Source organism: Paraburkholderia piptadeniae, assembly GCF_900007165.1.
Lineage (GTDB): Bacteria > Pseudomonadota > Gammaproteobacteria > Burkholderiales > Burkholderiaceae > Paraburkholderia > Paraburkholderia piptadeniae.
The window spans coordinates 97435-111604 of record NZ_CYGY02000050.1 but is presented as its reverse complement, the minus strand read 5'-3'; the positions used below and the strand labels follow the sequence as shown (position 1 = coordinate 111604).

The 14170-nt window shown below is 61.9% G+C and carries 10 protein-coding genes and 2 pseudogenes; 8 read left to right on the top strand and 4 right to left on the bottom strand.

Annotation, left to right across the window (positions count from 1 at the left end):
- Positions 1-92 precede the first annotated feature (92 nt).
- Positions 93-1007 (top strand): LysR substrate-binding domain-containing protein, encoded by a 915-nt coding sequence (locus BN2476_RS25735; RefSeq protein WP_087736979.1) that lies wholly within the window; start codon positions 93-95, stop codon positions 1005-1007.
- A gap of 514 nt (positions 1008-1521) precedes the next feature.
- Positions 1522-2742: an RtcB family protein gene (locus BN2476_RS25730; RefSeq protein WP_087736978.1), complete on the top strand. Its 1221-nt coding sequence runs from the start codon at positions 1522-1524 to the stop codon at positions 2740-2742.
- A gap of 293 nt (positions 2743-3035) precedes the next feature.
- Here BN2476_RS25730 and BN2476_RS25725 read toward each other — a convergent pair whose 3' ends face one another.
- Complete coding sequence (locus BN2476_RS25725) at positions 3036-3494, bottom strand: Lrp/AsnC family transcriptional regulator (RefSeq protein ID WP_087736977.1); 459 nt, start codon at positions 3492-3494, stop codon at positions 3036-3038.
- A 312-nt stretch (positions 3495-3806) separates the two neighbouring features.
- On the opposite strand from BN2476_RS25725, the gene bcaP reads away from it, so the two are divergent.
- The 3 genes and pseudogenes from bcaP to BN2476_RS48420 form a co-directional block, all read left to right on the top strand.
- Complete coding sequence (gene bcaP / locus BN2476_RS25720) at positions 3807-5195, top strand: branched-chain amino acid transporter BcaP (RefSeq protein WP_087736976.1); 1389 nt, start codon at positions 3807-3809, stop codon at positions 5193-5195.
- A 61-nt stretch (positions 5196-5256) separates the two neighbouring features.
- On the top strand, positions 5257-6510 hold the full coding sequence (locus tag BN2476_RS25715; RefSeq protein ID WP_087736975.1) for a MalY/PatB family protein: 1254 nt from the start codon (positions 5257-5259) through the stop codon (positions 6508-6510).
- A gap of 839 nt (positions 6511-7349) precedes the next feature.
- A pseudogene (locus tag BN2476_RS48420) lies at positions 7350-7499 on the top strand (dihydrodipicolinate synthase family protein); the annotation flags it as partial.
- A gap of 140 nt (positions 7500-7639) precedes the next feature.
- On the opposite strand, the gene BN2476_RS25710 reads toward BN2476_RS48420, so the two are convergent.
- Complete coding sequence (locus BN2476_RS25710) at positions 7640-8362, bottom strand: response regulator transcription factor (protein ID WP_087736974.1); 723 nt, start codon at positions 8360-8362, stop codon at positions 7640-7642.
- A gap of 263 nt (positions 8363-8625) precedes the next feature.
- Between BN2476_RS25710 and BN2476_RS25705 the strand changes: the two are divergent.
- Positions 8626-9915, top strand: a pseudogene (locus BN2476_RS25705) (MFS transporter); the annotation flags it as partial.
- 208 nt (positions 9916-10123) lie between these two features.
- The gene (locus BN2476_RS25700; RefSeq protein ID WP_087736973.1) at positions 10124-11608 is read left to right on the top strand and encodes an MFS transporter; all 1485 of its coding nucleotides are present in this window, start codon (positions 10124-10126) and stop codon (positions 11606-11608) included.
- A gap of 106 nt (positions 11609-11714) precedes the next feature.
- On the opposite strand, the gene BN2476_RS25695 is transcribed toward BN2476_RS25700, so the two are convergent.
- Positions 11715-11987, bottom strand: a complete 273-nt coding sequence (locus BN2476_RS25695) for a hypothetical protein (protein WP_087736972.1) — start codon at positions 11985-11987, stop codon at positions 11715-11717.
- 155 nt (positions 11988-12142) lie between these two features.
- On the bottom strand, positions 12143-12580 hold the full coding sequence (locus BN2476_RS25690) for a DoxX family protein (RefSeq protein WP_087736971.1): 438 nt from the start codon (positions 12578-12580) through the stop codon (positions 12143-12145).
- Positions 12581-12881: 301 nt separating this feature from the next.
- On the opposite strand from BN2476_RS25690, the gene BN2476_RS25685 reads away from it, so the two are divergent.
- The gene (locus tag BN2476_RS25685) at positions 12882-13604 is read left to right on the top strand and encodes a DeoR/GlpR family DNA-binding transcription regulator (protein ID WP_087736970.1); all 723 of its coding nucleotides are present in this window, start codon (positions 12882-12884) and stop codon (positions 13602-13604) included.
- Positions 13605-14170: the final 566 nt, after the last annotated feature.

Below are 14170 nucleotides of genomic sequence, written 5' to 3'. Positions count from 1 at the left end.
ATCACCGGATTGCTCTGCCATGAAACGACTTTACGAGCTACCAATTTCCCTGTACACAGATAAAATCTCATGTGCATTGATAACCTTACGTTATGAAAAGCCTGCGACATCGCCTTCCGCCGCTGACCAGCCTGATGTTTTTCGAGGCAGCGGCCCGGACGTTGAATTTCACGCGGGCCGCGGAAGAGCTTCACGTTTCACAGGCAGCGGTAAGCAAGCAGATCCGCCAGCTTGAGGAGGGGCTTGGGTTTGTACTCTTCGAACGGGTCGGTCGACGGGTACAGCTGTCGCCGCGCGGAACGCAGCTTCATAACAAAGTCAGCGCGGCGTTCAATTACCTCGCTGATGCCGTGGACGAGATCAGCGACAAGCGGAGCGCGAGTATGGTGACGGTGGCCGCCAACACGGCGATCTCGCATTTCTGGCTGAGTGAGGTCATGAGGGACTTCCGTGATCGCAATCCGAGCTTCGCGGCGAGCATTCGCACAATCACGTCCGATCAGCCTTCTGATCTTTTTAACGACAGCGTCGACCTGGCCGTGGTGTATGACCCGGGTCAGCGGATCCACTGGACGGCGCAGTTGTTATTCGAGGAAGAGATATTCCCTGTCGCGAGTCCGGCTTATATCGAAAGCCATCCGCTGCTCAGCGACGGTCCTGAGGCGTTGCTATCACAGGTGCTTCTTGAGTATGAACGCGTCCAGCCAAACTGGATCAACTGGTCTATCTGGTTTAAGTCGCTAGGAATTGAACCGAGCCGCGTGAGGGCGACCGAGTATGGCAACAACTACATCGTGCTTGTGGACGCCGCCACGCGAGGACGAGGTGTGACGTTGGGCACTCGCCATCTTCTTGACGCGGAAATTCGCAGTGGACGACTCGCGCGCCTATCCTCGTTGAGCGTGCGCCCAGGTCGCGGCTACTTTCTGATGCGCAATGACCAGCGCCCGCTCGGCACCGACGTTGAACAGCTGTATAGCTGGATCGCCAGTTACCGGGTGAACTAGGATATTCGCGAAGGCACGTTCGCGCCTCCTGCTCATCCGCCTGATACGACAGGCGTAGTTATGGCGCGACGTCGCGCGTCGTCGATGCGGTCCGGCAAGCGGATGGCGATGCCGCTATCGTCTACAACACGCACACGTATCGGGAGTCGACCGGTACACGTCGACACGTCTATGAGTCGACCATCGAGCGGACAGAGATTGCTGTCGTCCGATATCGATAGGCTCGCGCCCGTTCGCGGCATCGCAAGCTCGGTGATACAGATCGAATTTGCAGCGTTTGCGTCGCGACTCTCAGCGCGCACCGATTGACGACCTTGAAGGAGCAATCCAACGCGGCAGCGTGAACCAATGGCTGATCCGATGGCACGGATCGCTTGCGATGAATCAGAGGCCAGGGCTTGATGACGACGCTCATGACGTGCAGGTTGTCAAAACAGAAAAACCGGCTCACGCTAACGTCGTACGCTACGCACTGACCCGTGCCGATGAGCGAAGCTGACGAAGGGACAGAGACATGAGCCTGGTCGATTATCAACTCATGGAAGTGGCAAGCGACAAGGCCGTGAAGATGTGGACACGGGGCGTCGTGATTGAGGAGGCGGCTCGCCGGCAACTGAGCAACACGGCCCGCATGCCGTTCGTGTTCAGGCACGTTGCCGTCATGCCGGACGTGCACGTGGGCAAAGGGTCGACGATCGGCAGCGTGATTCCGACACAAGGCGCGATCATACCGGCGGCGGTGGGCGTCGACATCGGCTGCGGAATGATGGCGGTTCGCACGTCACTGACGGCCGCCGACCTGCCCGATTCACTTTCCGGCGTGCGCGGCGCGATCGAGCGCGCCGTGCCGCACGGCGGTGCGCCGGGGCGACGCGACCCAGGTACATGGTCGCGTCCGCCGCCCGCCGTCGACGATGCCTGGAAGCTGCTGGCACCCGGTTTTCAACGCATCGTCGACAAGTATCCTTCCCTTGCGCGCACGAACAACCACGCGCACGTGGGCACCCTCGGCACCGGCAATCACTTCATCGAGGTATGTCTCGACGAAGATGACAGCGTCTGGTTCATGCTGCATAGCGGATCGCGTGGCGTGGGCAACGCGATCGGGACCCTCTTCATCGAGCTGGCCCAGGCCGACATGCGCCAACACCTTGCGAATCTGCCGGACAAGGATCTCGCGTACCTCAAGGAAGGCAGCCGGCACTTCGATGACTACGTGGAGGCGGTCGGCTGGGCTCAGAACTACGCGCGCAGCAACCGTGAGGTCATGATGAATGCCGTGATCGACGCGGTGCGCTCGACTATCGGGAAACCCTTCACCATCGACGAGCACGCAGTGAACTGCCACCACAATTACGTACAGAGGGAACGGCACTTTGGCGCCGACATGTTCGTCACGCGTAAAGGCGCGCTGTCGGCGCGAGTGGGCGAGTTCGGCATCATTCCCGGTTCGATGGGCGCGAAGAGCTTCATCGTTCGCGGCCTCGGCAATGAAGAGAGCTTCTGCTCATGCAGTCACGGCGCCGGGCGCGCGATGAGCCGGAAGGAGGCCAAACGGCGCTTCACGGTCCAGGATCAAATCAGCGCAACGGCGCATGTCGAATGTCGCAAGGATGCAGGGGTCATTGATGAAATTCCGATGGCCTATAAGGACATCGACGCAGTGATGGCCGCGCAGCGGAGCCTGGTCGAGGTGGTACATACGCTGCGGCAGGTGGTTTGTGTGAAAGGTTAGGCCCTGATTGCTTTGCGACCACCCCGCAGGCAGCGATTCCGGATGTCGGTCGTGGGTCAACTCCGGCCTTGTGATCTGCTCGCGACCGGCCATTCGCGGAACGCCAGCTTGAGCGTCGCGGGCGCAAGTGGTGATCGGCGGGAAATGATCAATCGCCGCACGATCGCCCTGTACATCGCCATGGACGGCGGCAAGCTACCCATTGCAGCCCGTTGACGTAGTTCCGCGTCAAGGTCGGCGTTTTGATGTTCAGCGGACGCGCATCCGTGCGCGTTGGCGGACAGGCTCCGACCTCATAGCGGGAGGCTCGTCGAGCGCTTGATCTCCTTCAATGAGAAGCCCGTATACATCTCCTTGATGTTGCCGAGGTTGCGGATCCGGTGCATCGCGAGTTGATGGAATGCCTCCATATCCCGCACGACGACCTGAAGCAGATAGTCGTACTTGCCGGATACATTGTGGCAAGCCACCACATTCGGCAGCGCCATCACACCCGACTCGAACGCACGCATGGCTTTCTCCGAGTGACTGTCGAGCATGATGTTGATGAAGGCAAAGAGGCCGAGCCCCAGTTCCCGCTGATTCAGCGTCGCGTGATAACCCTGAATCACCTGCTTCTCCAGCCGCTTCAGTCTTTTCCAGCAGGCGGGTGCAGACAAGCCAATCTTCTCCGCAATATCCGCATTGGACAGTCGGCCGTCGACTTGCAGCAACTCCAGGATCTTCCTGTCCGTATCGTCCAGATCTGTCATTTCCACTCCTCTCCATTGCCTCACGGCATTGCGACGACCGCACACCGGTGCGCCGAATCCCATTCACCCACTGTCTTGGGACTGGTTCGCAGCAAGCCCGGGTTGGTTAATTATATTCACCATGAGCACAGAAAAGCTTATCCGCGTGAAATCCTCTTAACCACACTATCGACGATCATTAACCAAACAACGACGGACGAGTGACGGTCTCGCGCCGCAGTTCGCGGCGTCCGCATTGCGTCCGCGATGTCTGAACGGATGGAGCCCAGAAACGGGTTCTTGCGATCTACACAAAAGAACTGGAGGAGTCGGATGAGTCTGTTTAGAACCAAGGATCTCGCGACGATGGTTGCCGCGAGTCACGCACCGCATGGCCTGAAGAAAGTGCTTGGCCCATTCGATCTGATCCTGATGGGGATCGGAGCGATCGTCGGCACCGGAATTTTCGTCTTGACGGGAACAGGCGCGCTTACGGCTGGACCAGCTTTGACCGTATCGTTTGTCATCGCCGCCCTGGCCTGCGGATTTGCGGCGTTGTGCTATGCGGAGTTCGCTTCGTCGGTGCCGGTTGCCGGCTCGATCTACACCTACAGCTATGCCACGATGGGCGAACTGGTCGCCTGGATGATCGGATGGGACCTGATGCTCGAGTATGGGCTTGCGAGTTCCGCGGTGTCGGTGGGTTGGTCAGGCTACTTCCAGTCGCTCATCGGCGGATTTGGCCTGCATCTGCCCGCTGCGCTGTCAGCGGCGCCGGGCGCGATTCCCGGCGTCCATACGTGGTTCAACCTTCCAGCGTTCCTCGTCATGCTGGTGTTGACCGCACTGCTGTCATTCGGTGTGCGCGAATCGGCTCGGCTCAACAACGTGATGGTCGGCTTGAAGATCGGCGTCGTGTTGCTGTTCATTCTGGTCGGTGTACGCCATGTTCAACCGGTGAACTGGCATCCGTTCACGCCCTTCGGTTATTCGGGCGTGTTCGGTGCAGCGGCACTCGTGTTCTTCGCGTTCATCGGATTCGACGCGGTCACGTCCGCCGCCGAGGAGGTGAAACGGCCGGCGCGCGATCTGCCGATCGGCATCATCGGATCGCTGGCCGTCTGCGCGGTGCTATACGTCGCGGTATCGGCCATCATGACAGGCATCGTTCCATACCAGAAGTTCCTCGGCGTCGACCACCCGGTGTCGCTTGCACTGCAATACGCGGGCGAGAACTGGGTTGCGGGCTTTGTCGATCTCGGCGCTATTCTCGGCATGACCACCGTCATTCTCGTGATGACCTATGGGCAAACGCGCATCGTCTTCGCGATGTCGCGCGACGGCCTTTTGCCGAAGAAGCTGTCGAGCGTTCATTCGAGTCTCGGCACGCCGTTTTTCGCAACCTGGATCGTCGGAATCCTGTTTGGTCTGGTCGCAGCCGTGGTTCCGCTGAACGTGCTGACCGAACTCATCAACATCGGGACGTTAGCGGCGTTCAGCCTGATTTCCGTCGCCGTCATCATCCTGCGAAAAACCCGCCCCGACCTGCCGCGCGCATTCCGCTGCCCGGCCGTGCCGCTGGTGCCTCTGCTTGCGATCGCGTTCTGCATCACGCTGACCGTGTTCCTGCAAGCCACGACCTGGATCGCGTTTCTGGCCTGGCTCGCGATCGGGCTCGTCGTGTACTTCACGTACGCGCGGCAACGGTCGCTCCTTAACTGACTTCGGGACATCGCCCGGAGTATCGGCCCGTACAGCCTCTTCACTGAATGACTGAACGCATATGAGTTACGACTTTGATCGCCTGATTTCCCGCTGCGGCACCAATGCCCTGGCGGAGGACGGCTTCGAAAACTATCTGTTCGGCGCGGATGCACCCGCGCCCGCGCTCGATGTGCCGAGAGAGGAATTGATCTCGATGTGGGTGGCGGACATGCAGTTCGCCGCGCCGGATGCGGCAATCGACGCGATCTCCGAGCGCCTGAAACACCCGGTCTTCGGCTACACGATGAACTTCGACGATCAGCTTTATCAGGCTTTTCATGCCTGGTGTGTCGAACGATACGACTGGCGCTTCGCCCGGGAAGACATGCTGGTCGCGCTGGGCGTCATACCGGCGCTCTTCGGGCTCGTCGAATATGTCTGCCAGCCCGGCGACAAAGTGCTGAGCCTCACACCGGCCTATGGATACTTCAAGCATGCGACGGTGCAGCGCGATCGGGAATTCGTGACGTCGCGCCTGCTTGCTTCCGGCGATGGCGGCTACACGATCGACTTCGACGACTTCGAAGCGAAAGTGAGCGACCCGGCCGTGAAGCTCTTTTTCCTCTGCCATCCGCACAACCCAACCGGCCGGGTCTGGACGGAGGAAGAACTGCGCCGCATGGGTGAGCTTTGCATCGCCAACGGCGTCAAGATCGTTTCCGACGAGATCCATTGCGATCTGCTCAGAAGCGGAAGCCGGCACACGCCTTTGGCCAGGCTGTTCCCGGGCAGCAGGGACATCATCACCTGCATGGCCGTCAGCAAAACCTTCAACCTTGCAGGCATGATGATCGCGACCGTGATCATCCCGGACCCGGCATTGCGCTCGGAATGGAAACGGCGGCACTACCCGTTCGTGAACCCGCTCAGTCTCTCGGCCGCCATTGGCGCCTATCGGAATGGCGCGCCGTGGCTGGACCAGTTGCGCGCGTATCTCGACGACAACTTTGCGTGGACCCAACGGTTTCTGGAAAAACACTTGCCCAAGGCCGAGTTCCGCATTCCAGATGCGACCTATCTCGCGTGGGTCGACCTGCGTGCCTATTTCGACGAGTCGGTCAACCTCACCCGGTTCTTCCTTGAGAAGGCCGGCGTCATCCTCGAGGGCGGCGAGATGTTCGTCGAGAACGGCCATTGCAGAATCCGGCTCAACCTTGCATGCCCGCGAGCGCAGGTACGGCGGTCGCTGGAAAAAATACGCGACGCGATCGTCGGCTTCCGCGAAGGCCAACGCATCAACTGCAACAGTCACCCCCTCGATCAACTTTCGTAACAGAGGAAGCCCATGAACGATTGGAACGAGTATCGCGAGCAACTCACGATTACCGTTCAGGGCAATGCCAATCACGCGGGTACGACGCCAACGCGGCTGCGTAGACCAGCGAACCCATCATACCGCGGCGCCGGCAGCACTATAAAACCCGCACATCAGCCCGTGACGCAGCGAAGATGTCCACTCGCTCGGCATGCAATGCCTGCGCCATCGTCTCCTGGTTCTTGCAAGGCGGTCCATGAAAGTATCTTCAGTGGACGGTCCGACCCGGCGCAGGCCAATCGAGTATCCAGTCTGACTGCTGCCACAGTGCGCTTCGATAGAGGATACGCAGATGCGCCCGGCGAACAAAACGGGTTTCGCTGCGTTACCGCGTTGTATAGGGCAATTTCACGAGAAATGCAGCGCGCGACCTGGCCCGTTCAGCGGGTCAGGGAACCGTGTGCCACCGGGCTTCATCCAGGTCCGGGTATCGGGACCACGGATCGCTCCCATCCCGACACCTTGCAAGTGGATTCAGGCCTCGGATAGGGGTGCAGCGTCTCCCGGCTCGGCGACGGGAAGACGTACTCGGTGCTGCCAGTGGGTTACCGCCATCTCGTCCAGCATGATCTGTCGATCTTCCGGCGGACGCGAGAGAGATGCCGGACAATAGGCGCGCGTTCCGATGCTTGCATGCAGGCAGGCCAGATGAGATCGGGGACTTTGGACTCGACCATTGGCGTGCCGCTTGCGGACGCATCGTCCGGGATTCGCTGCCGCATCTTCCAGTCCCACCACCACAGCAAATCCATGGTTTCCTGGAAGTCCTATGCGTTCCGGGAAAAGGTTGGCCCTCGCAGAGCATCAAGCTCGCTGAAGCGATCGTCGGCCTGGGAACGGAGCCTGTTCGCCCGCCGCGTCTGCCGCTCGCGGGCGATCAACGCAAAGCCGTCGAAGCGCTCATCCGTCATTCGATCGAAACGCGGCCGGCGCTTCCGAAGCTATAAGCATGAGCGCCTGCGCGGCGTATCCGGCAGGCACGGCCGGTATGAGAAGTGAGCGTGCGGAACCATTGCGCGAAAGCCGCGCGCAAAAAAATACGGCGGCCGAAGCCGCCGCATTGACCAGGCGTGATGCCCGAGCGCGCTCAAGCCGCTTCGGCGTGCTGCGCGACAGCTTCCTCGCTGCGCAGATGCAGTAGCCGATAGCCGCTCTTGTACACGGGCTGCAAACGGAAATCGTTGTGCGGGTCGATTTGCAGCAGCAGGCGCAGACGCGACACATGGCTGTCGATCGTGCGCGTCACTTCGCGGAACTCTCGCCCCCAGACCATCGCGAAGATGTGGTCGCGCGACAGCACGCGGCCGATGTTCGAAAAGAACAGCGACGCCAGCCGGTATTGCGTGCCCGACAGTTGCACGGGCGTGCCGCGCAGCGTGACGAGCTGGCGACGGGTGTCGAAGTGATAGTGCCCGACATCGAAGCTGTCCTTGCCGTACCGTTCCGGATAAGCCCGGCGCAACAGCGCGGAAATCCGCTCGCGGAACTCGGCATGTCGCGTGGGCAACGTGACGTAGTCGTCGGCGCCGAGCATGAACGCGCGCACGACGCTTTCTTCCGAGTTGTCCTTTGATGCGAACACCACCGGCATGCGCTCGCCGCCGACCGAGCGGACTGCCTTCAGCACATCCGTGCCCGACAGACGCAGCGCGTGCCAGTCGAGCACGAGCATGTCGATCGTCGAGCGGGCCAGCACTTTCGACAGCGCGAGGCCGTCGTCGTAGAGCATGCAGCTGTGGCCGGCCTGCACGATGATCTTTTCCAGCATTTTGCCCTGCACAGGGTCACGCTGAAGAATGGCGATACGCATGGTGGTTCCCCCGACGATTGATCACGGATCGCGATTCTCATCAGGCACCGCCATTAAGCCCATAAGACTTGTCCGAATTTGCAAAGATTCTGCGACAAATTACATGTTGTAAAATCGCGCGCTGGCCAAATTCGTCACCACGCCGCCTTATCCGGGCCGGCGTGCCGTGTCCCGTGCGTTACCCCGCACCGTCGCACTCCCCGCCTGACGACCGCCGTACTCCGCGCGCAACGCGCGGCTTCTCTATTTCATTACGACAGGCAATGCAAGCAACAGAACTGGGTAGACCACACGCCAGGGAGATCGCGCACGCGCGTCCCCTGACCCGCCACGACTACAAGACGCTCAGCCTCGCCGCGCTCGGCGGCGCGCTCGAGTTCTACGACTTCATCATCTTCGTGTTCTTCGCCCCCGCGATCGGACAACTGTTCTTCCCGCAATCGATTCCCGACTGGCTGCGCCAGTTGCAGACCTTCGGCATCTTCGCCGCCGGCTATCTCGCGCGTCCGCTCGGCGGCATCGTGATGGCGCACTTCGGCGACCTGCTCGGGCGCAAGCGCATGTTCACGCTGAGCGTGCTGCTGATGTCGCTGCCGACGCTGCTGATGGGCGTGCTGCCCACCTACGCGAGCATCGGCATCATGGCGCCCGTGCTGCTGCTCGTGTTCCGCGTGATGCAAGGCGCGGCCGTCGGCGGCGAAGTGCCGGGCGCATGGGTGTTCGTCTCCGAGCACGTGCCGCAGCGTCACGTCGGCTATGCGTGCGGCACGCTGACGGCGGGCCTTACGGCAGGCATCCTGCTCGGATCGCTGGTCGCGTCGGCCGTGAATCGCCATTTCGCGCCCGCCGATATCGCCGCTTTCGCGTGGCGCATTCCGTTCCTGCTCGGCGGCGTGTTCGGCCTGTTCTCGGTTTATCTGCGCCGCTGGCTGCACGAGACGCCCGTGTTCGCCGAGATGAAGCAGCGCAAGTCGCTCGCCGCAGAAATCCCGCTGAAGGCCGTGCTGCGCGATCATGGCCGTGCCGTGATCGTGTCGATGCTGCTCACGTGGATGCTGTCCGCCGCGATTGTCGTCGTGATCCTGATGACGCCGACGCTGCTGCAAAAGCAGTTTCACATCGCGCCTTCGACTGCCCTCTTCGCGAACAGCATCGCGACGCTGTGCCTGACCATCGGCTGCGTGCTCGCCGGTTCGCTCGCTGGGCGCTTCGGCGCGGGCCGCACGATTTTCGTGGGCTGCGTCGCGCTCGGCATCGCGTACTACGCGCTCTTTCGGCAACTCGCCGTCGATAGCGCGATGCTCGTGCCGCTCTATGCGATCGCGGGCCTGTTCGTCGGCGTGATCGGCGCGGTGCCGTTCGTGATGGTCAACGCGTTTCCGCCCGTCGTGCGCTTCTCGGGCATTTCGTTTTCGTACAACGTCGCGTATGCGGTGTTCGGCGGCCTCACGCCGATCGTCGTGTCGCTGATGATGAAGTCGAACCCGCTGGCGCCCGCGCTGTACGTCGGCGCGTTGTGCGCGATCGGCGCGCTGACCGCGTGCTTCGTGAAGCGGGACGCGGGACGCGGGACGCGGCACGATAAGCCGCATGCCGTGGCGTGCGTGGGCACGCCACTTGCGCCTGTCGGTGCATCGACACCGCAATCGACACTTCGAGCCGGTCCGAAACGTCGCATGGCGCGACGGTCCTATCATCGAGGCATGGATATTTCTGTCGACGGGAGCCGGTGCTTTATCGCTTGCTTCCGTCCCATGCCAAATGACCCACACACCTCGTTTCACACCGACGCTCGCGCGCATCGTCGCGACCGTCAGCATCGGCTTCGTCGTCACGCAACTGGACGTGACGATCGTCAATATCGCGCTGGCAAAGATCGGCTCGGACATTCGAGCGAACGTCACCGGCCTGCAATGGATCGTCGATGCGTACACGCTCGCGTTTGCGGTGCTGATGCTGTCGGCGGGCGTGCTCGGCGACCGCTACGGCGCGCGGCGTCTGTTCGCATTCGGCCTTGGTCTCTTTGCGGCGGCATCGCTTGCGTGCGGACTCGCATTCGACGCATCGACGCTCGTCGCCGCGCGCGCCGTGCAAGGCATCGGCGCGGCCGCGATGCTGCCGAATTCGCTCGCGCTGCTCAATCAGGCCTGCGGCCATGATCCGAAGCTGCGCGCCCGCGCGGTCGGCTTGTGGACGGCGGCGGGCGCGGTTGCGATTGCGGCAGGCCCCGTGATCGGCGGGCTGCTGATCGCCGCGTTCGGCTGGCGCGCGATCTTTCTCGTGAATCTGCCGATCTGCGCGCTCGGGCTCTTCGCGACGTTCGCGTGGGTGCCTGCTTCGCGGTCTGCATCATCGTCATCGCACGATGCGGCACGCGACGGCGCGGCCATGCGCGGCATCGATCCATCGGGTCAGATGCTGGCAATCGTCGCGTTGACGGCATTCACGGGCGCCGTCATCGAGTGGCGGCCGCTCGGCTTCATGCATCCCCTCGTCGGCGGCAGCTTCGTGCTCGCGCTGATCGCGGCATGCGCGTTCATCGTCAGCGAGCGGCGCGCCCATGCGCCGATGCTTCCGCTCGCGCTCTTTGGCAACCGCACGTTCAGCGCGGCCGTGCTGTTCGGCATCTGCGTGAACCTCACGTACTACGGCGTCGTGTTCGTGCTGAGTCTCTATCTGCAACACGCGCGCGGCGAGACGGCGCTGCAGGCGGGCCTCGCGTTCCTGCCGCTGACGGGCGGCTTCCTGATTTCGAACGTCGCGAGCGGCTGGGTGGTCGGGCGGCTCGGCGTGCGCGTGCCGATGATCGCGGGCGCGATCACGGCCGCGCTCGGCTACGGACTGCTGCATTTCGCCGATGCCGCATCGCCGCTCTGGACGCTGCTCGTGCTCTTCCTGCTGATCCCGTCCGGCATGGGCCTCGCAGTGCCCGCGATGACGACGGCCGTGCTCGCCAGCGTCGACGCAAAGCGCGCGGGCACGGCATCGGCGGTCCTGAACACTGCGCGCCAGGCGGGCGGCGCAGTCGGCGTCGCGCTGTTCGGCGCGCTCGCGAGCGCGGCAGCGGCGGCGAGCGCCACGGGCGCGGCGCATATCGTGACCGGCCTCAAGGCATCGACGCTGATTTCCGCGTGCCTGCTGCTGATTGCGCTCGTGCTCGCGTGTCTCGTGCATCCGCAGCCGCATGCGCACGGCCGGCCACGCAACGCTGCTGCCGGCGCGCGGCCCGCCAGCGCGAACGAATGACAATCACGCGACCGATACACGGGCCAGGCACCGCGCCCTAAAAGCACAACACCCACGACGCACGCGCATCGTGGGTGTTTCAATGTCCGGCAAACCCGGAAAAGCGCTACAGCGTTGCCTGCTGGATCACGCCTGTTTCAAGCGCTTTCTCGATGAGCCCATCGCTCTGTGCCTTGCTGATCGCATCGGCGATCTGCTTGTCGGGCTCTTCCATATCCGCCTTGATCGAGCCGATCAATCCGGCTGCATCGAAAACGACGAGCGTCTCCGCTGTGTCGGCCCGGCTGATGATCACGCGGTGGTGCATCGGCCCTTCGCCGAGACTTGCGCAAAACCGCATGATCGTGCCGCCGATCGCATGGTCGAAAGCTTGAATCATCGCGTGCTCCTTTAAGTCGAACTGGCTTGTCCGGATGCTGCATCCCGAACGACGCAGGAATGATGCCCGCTCTCACCTGGGCGCCGCGAACCCGACTGCGACATCAATTCAATAGGCCCCCGTCGCAACGCTTCGCGCGACGGTGCGCGCAACGATCACAGGCTGCTGCTCAGGCCGCCCCTCGGCGCGCGCGCGCCGTCGATGCTGATCCGCCCCGCGCCCGTCACGCATAGCAACAGGAAGCCGCCTGCGATGCCGACGTTCTTCCAGAAATGGATCACCATGTCGCGCTGCACCGCCGCGTCGGTGATGTTCCAGAAGTCGTGCCCAATGATGGCCGTCGCGATCGTGTAGACGGCCATGAACAGCCCGAGCGCGCGAATCTTGAAGCCGACCACCAGAAAGATGCCGCCCAACACCTCGACGGCCGTCGCCACCGGCGCGGCGATGTGCACGAGCGGCACGCCCTTCGAGTGCAGATAGCCGACGAAGCCTGCATACCCGACCAGCTTCATCACGCCGCCCCATAAAAAAAGTGCGGCAAGCATGAGCCGGGCAAGAAGAATTACGCCGGAATCGACGGGACGCGTCATAGGTGTGGCTCCTGAATTGAATTAAGCAGCAGACCGACCGGCACGTCATCAGTTCCCGGGCGCTGCAGTCAGAATAAGTGCAATGCTCGCGTTTTCCAAGGCGACTGATTAGGCCGAGTCTGCCTGAATTCCTGGGTTTGCGTGCGTGGAGCGACGACAGAAATGCGGATGGGTCGCGGACCATCAAGGTCAAATTCCCCGACCCGCCGATGCGCGCGTTTGTTATAATCCTCTCATGAAATCGAACAGAATCTAACGCGCGTTTTTCACCGCCCTCTATTGCGTTAGCGAGACCTTCCCCATGCTGAAAACCGAACGTCTGCGCATGCTTGCCGATGCGCTGGCCAAACAGAACGTGATGCGCCTGCGCGACGCGGCGACGCTGCTCGGCGTTTCGGAAATGACGGTGCGGCGCGACATTGCGGCGAGCCCAGACCATTTCACGTACCTGGGCGGCTACATCGTCAGCGCGACGGACGTGCCCAACACGGCCGGCTATTCGCTGGAGCAGGAAAAGGACCACTTTGCTCAGGCCAAGGCGGAAGCGTCGGCGATTGCTGCGAAGCTGATCGGCAACAACGAGACGCTTTTCATCGATTGCGGCACGACGCTCACGACGCTCGCCCGTTTGATTCCGAACGAGATGCACGTGACCGTCGTCTGCTATTCGCTGAACGTCGCGGAAATTCTGCGGCGCAAGCCCAACGTGCGGATGATCCTGCTGGGCGGCGTCTATGTGCCGTCATCGGATTCGTTCTCCGGCGACGAGAGCATCGAGGTGCTGCGGCGCATGGGCATCAACAAGGCGTTCATCTCGGCGGGCGGCGTCGACGATGCGCGCGGCGTCACGTGCTGGAACTTTCACGAAGTCGCGCTGAAGCAGGCGGCGATGGCGAGCGCGGTGGAGAGCCATCTCGTCGTCGACAGCAGCAAGTTCGGCGTCGTGAAGGCCGTGCGGTTCTCGAAGGTCGAAGACTTTACGTCGATCATCACCGAGAAGGGGCAGGAAGTGCGGAAGGGTTAGTTTTTTGTTTTTTTGTCTGCGACGCTGTTTGGTTTTTTGCCTTTGCGTTGGCATCCGCGTATGCGGTTTGTGTCTGCGACGGCTTTTTGTTTTTTAGCGTGCCGCCGGCATCCGCGATGCGNNAGAAAGCGGGCTCACACCGTTAGTGCTTGACCTTTACCCACGGGCTCTCAACGGCCCCATCCTTCACGCGGCAACATACTGGCCCATGTTCGTTGCCAGCGCGCTACTTAAACGCCTCACCTGCATCGTGCACCCGAATTGTGGCTTGCGACATCGAACAGTCCAGCGCCCCTTTGCGGCAAACTGTGTGTAGGCATTCGCGCCGCACAGGACACCTTCGCTACGCAATGCGCTACAAGTGCGGGCGGCGTCCTATGCGACACAGCAACCCATATTCACTACCGACATGCGGCGCTGAAACGTTCGATGCCCTAAACCGTGCCACAGGTGCGTGAAGCGGGTGAGGCGTTTAGCCAGAGCGTTGGCAACGAACATAAGTTAGTACACGCCGCGTGAAGGATGGGGACGTTGAGAGCCCGTGGGTAGAGGTCAAGCACTGGCGG

What these genes read in the sequence shown, in the direction of transcription:
- BN2476_RS25735 (WP_087736979.1), top strand. Translation starts at nt 93, where the DNA reads ATGAAAAGCCTGCGACATCGCCTTCCGCCGCTGACCAGCCTGATGTTT.
- BN2476_RS25730 (WP_087736978.1), top strand. Translation starts at nt 1,522, where the DNA reads ATGAGCCTGGTCGATTATCAACTCATGGAAGTGGCAAGCGACAAGGCC.
- BN2476_RS25725 (WP_087736977.1), bottom strand. Translation starts at nt 3,494, where the DNA reads ATGACAGATCTGGACGATACGGACAGGAAGATCCTGGAGTTGCTGCAA.
- bcaP (WP_087736976.1), top strand. Translation starts at nt 3,807, where the DNA reads ATGAGTCTGTTTAGAACCAAGGATCTCGCGACGATGGTTGCCGCGAGT.
- BN2476_RS25715 (WP_087736975.1), top strand. Translation starts at nt 5,257, where the DNA reads ATGAGTTACGACTTTGATCGCCTGATTTCCCGCTGCGGCACCAATGCC.
- BN2476_RS25710 (WP_087736974.1), bottom strand. Translation starts at nt 8,362, where the DNA reads ATGCGTATCGCCATTCTTCAGCGTGACCCTGTGCAGGGCAAAATGCTG.
- BN2476_RS25700 (WP_087736973.1), top strand. Translation starts at nt 10,124, where the DNA reads ATGACCCACACACCTCGTTTCACACCGACGCTCGCGCGCATCGTCGCG.
- BN2476_RS25695 (WP_087736972.1), bottom strand. Translation starts at nt 11,987, where the DNA reads ATGATTCAAGCTTTCGACCATGCGATCGGCGGCACGATCATGCGGTTT.
- BN2476_RS25690 (WP_087736971.1), bottom strand. Translation starts at nt 12,580, where the DNA reads ATGACGCGTCCCGTCGATTCCGGCGTAATTCTTCTTGCCCGGCTCATG.
- BN2476_RS25685 (WP_087736970.1), top strand. Translation starts at nt 12,882, where the DNA reads ATGCTGAAAACCGAACGTCTGCGCATGCTTGCCGATGCGCTGGCCAAA.